General features: G+C 58.7%; 2 protein-coding genes. One reads left to right on the forward strand and one right to left on the reverse strand.

The genetic code is table 11. The features are described from left to right. Positions 1–125 precede the first annotated feature (125 nt). Positions 126–1157, forward strand: a complete 1032-nt coding sequence (locus Q0J75_RS12320) for a threonine aldolase family protein (RefSeq protein ID WP_297201781.1) — start codon at positions 126–128, stop codon at positions 1155–1157. 68 nt (positions 1158–1225) lie between these two features. On the opposite strand, the gene Q0J75_RS12325 is transcribed toward Q0J75_RS12320, so the two are convergent. Further along, positions 1226–3076 (reverse strand): [Fe-Fe] hydrogenase large subunit C-terminal domain-containing protein, encoded by a 1851-nt coding sequence (locus Q0J75_RS12325; protein ID WP_297201783.1) that lies wholly within the window; start codon positions 3074–3076, stop codon positions 1226–1228. Positions 3077–3189: the final 113 nt, after the last annotated feature.

Genomic DNA, 3189 nt, shown 5'->3' on the forward strand with positions numbered 1-3189 from the left:
TTCTCACCACCTATTGCTATTTTACCTCTTGCAAACGAAAAAGCCCAGCTTTCGCTGGACTTTTTCGACAGGCTGAGGCGGGCGGCTATAGGCCGCCCGCCCTTTTTGATATGGAGGTTATGGATATGAAATACTGGTTCCGCAATGACTACTCCTTTGGCGCCCATCCCAAGGTGCTGGAGGCAGTGTGTGCCGCCAATCTGGAGGGCAACATCGGCTACGGTGAAGACAAGTACACCGCCAAAGCCAAGGACCGTATCCGTGAGGTGTGCGGCTGTCCCGACGCCATGGTGGAATTTCTGGTGGGCGGCACCCAGACCAACGTGGTGGCCTGCGCCTTCCTGCTCAAGCCCTGGGAGGCGGCCATCTGCCCCGACTCCGGCCACCTGAACGGCCACGAGGTGGGTGCTTTTGAGGCTACCGGTCACAAGATTCTCAGCGTTCCCGCCACCCCTGACGGCAAGATCGTTCCCGAGCAGTTGGTGCCCCTGCTCAAGCTCCACCAGGACGTCCATCTGACCAAGCCGGGGCTGGTGTACATCTCCAACGCCACCGAGAACGGCGCGGTGTATACCAAGGCGGAACTCACCGCCCTGTCGGAATTCTGTCACGCCAACGGTCTGCTTCTCTTTGTGGACGGGGCCCGGCTGGGATGCGCCCTGACCTCCGACGCCAACGATATGACTTTGCCGGAGTTTGCCGCTTTGTGCGATGCCTTCTACATTGGCGGCACCAAAAACGGCGCCATGTTCGGTGAGGCCCTGGTCATCACCCGGCCTGAGCTGACCGACGGCTTTTTCCGCATGAAAAAGCGGCTGGGAGCCGTAATGGAAAAGGGCTGGATTCAGGGGGCTCAGTTCCTGGCCCTCTTTGAGGATGATCTATACTTTCAGATGGGCCGTCAGGCCAATGAGATGGCCGCCCGGCTCCAGAACGGGCTGAAGGCCAAGGGCTGGAAGCTGTGGGTGGAATCCCCCACCAACCAGGTTTTTTTTGTTGTTCCCAATGACATGAAGCCCCAGATCGACGCGGTGTGCCAGTATGAGGACTGGTGTCCCTACGACGAAACCCATACCGTGGTGCGCTTTGTGGCCTGCTTCCATACCACTGAGGCCGATGTGGACGGCCTGCTGGCCGCCCTGCCTTCTCTGGCCTGAGCTTCCAAAATCCAACAACGCCCCCCGGCCGGGACCATCCCAGCCGGGGGGCGTATCCGTTTCTTTGCTCAATCGGTGCTCTGACTCATCTGATTGAGGGACTCAAAGTGCGTTTGCAGCCGCTCGGTTGCCTGCCGGATCTCCTGGGCCGCGGCGGAGATCTCCTCACTGTTGGCTGTCAGACGGCTCAGCCGCTCATTGACCTGGTCGATGACCGAGCACAGCTGTTCCACATCCTGCTTCAGCGTGTCCAGCGTCTCACAGATTTCATTTTTATTGTTGCTGCTCATCTGGGCGGTCTGCTGGCTGGCCGCACTGAGGGAGCGCACCTCGCTGGCCACCACGGAGAAGCCCTTCCCCGCCTCTCCGGCCCGGGCCGCCTCTACCGAGGCGTTGAGGGAGAGCAGCTGGGTGCGCAGGGCAATCTGCTCGATGCCGTTGTTGTTCTTCTCCAGCTCCTCCAGCAGTGTTCCAACCCCATCCAGCACCTGGATCAGCCTGGCGCTGAAGTCCACGATCTGCTGCATGGATGTATTGATGCTGGCGCTCTCGTCGGCATTGCTGGCGTTCTGTTCGGTCATGGCGTTGATGGAGCCGCTGAGGGTCTGGAGCTGCTGGTTGGCGTCCAGCACCATCTCTCCCACCTGCCGGTTCTTGTCCATGATCCGCCGGGAGATGGCCTCCACTTCTCTCTTTTCCTCTTCCACCTGCTGCTTGATGTAGTGGACACAGCCATTGGGATTGTTGCACCCGTTGAAAATGGCGGTGGCCATCTCCTGACAGGTGGCATATCCGCAGGCGCCGCAGTTGATGATTTGACTTTCCCGGGTGGTCTTTCCCAGCCGCCGGAAAATCTCCCGCAGCTGGTCCTCATTGGGCTGGAGGACCATGTTCTCCATGGAGCGGTCTGTATACCGCCGGACAAAATCCTGGAAGTTCAGCTTGGAAAAGGTCTTATTGAGCAGTTTCAGACGGGCTTGGGGACTTTTCCGCTTGCTCCAGGCGCCCCGTCCCGCTCCATGTCTGGACGCCTTCTGCTGCTGGATGGCATACAGCATATCGTCGCTGCCCCGCTTGGACTCCTCTACAGCGGGTCCGTCGATACAGCCGCGCTCACAGTTGAGCACGTCCAGTAAAAAGGGCAGAGATTTGCCCCCCTTCACCCGCTTGGCGTAGCTGCGCAGGGTGCGGTAGACGCTCTTCTCGCCCTCGCTCTGCTGGACAAACACCTGCTCTCCGCAGAACCATCGCACATTCTCCTTCAGGCCGCCCGGCATAGGGTAGAACGCGCCCAGGCCGGAGGGAAGCTCCTCTTCCACCGGCTGGCCGTGGATGTTATTTTGGCGGAGATAGCGGAGCAGATGGTCAAAGGTCACATTGTAGGTAACCAGGCCATTGGTGTTGGGGTCACGGATCTCCGCTTTTTTGGCAATACACGGGCCTAAAAAGGCCAGCTTGTCTCCTATGCCCAAATATTTTTTCACATAGATGGCAGCGCACATCAAGGGGCTGTGGACCGGCATCAGCTTGGGGAGCAGCTCCGGAAGTACATTTTCAATGTACCCCACGATGGCCGGACAGGGCTGGGCAATACCCCCCTGAAAGTTGTTTTCCTGGATATAACGGATGTAAGCCCAGGTGGTGATATCCGCCCCAAAGCCCACGCTGTACAGGTGGCGGACTCCCATCTGCTTCAGCGCCCCCAAAATGTTTTTATATTCATTGGGGTAGTTGGCCATCAGCGCCGGTGCGTAGAGCACTGAGATGGGCTGTCCCCGCTTCAGATCCTCCACAAACTGCTGGGTGTCATCTAAAAATTCCCTGGCATTGTGTTCACAGGCGTCCAGGCAGGAGCCGCAGGCGATGCACTTGGAGGCGTCTACATGAATATACTGGGTCTCATCTTCCCGTTCCACCACATGGTTGGCGTTGAGGACCGGACAGGCCGCGATACAGCGTAACCGTAAAATCTCCCGGCGTATAAAAAGGCCGCCATCTCAGTGCGCAGGCATTGAGATGGCGGTCGGCATTT

The sequence above is a fragment of the uncultured Flavonifractor sp. genome, assembly GCF_944385615.1.
Lineage (GTDB): Bacteria > Bacillota > Clostridia > Oscillospirales > Oscillospiraceae > Flavonifractor.

What these genes read in the sequence shown, in the direction of transcription:
- Q0J75_RS12320 (WP_297201781.1), top strand. Translation starts at nt 126, where the DNA reads ATGAAATACTGGTTCCGCAATGACTACTCCTTTGGCGCCCATCCCAAG.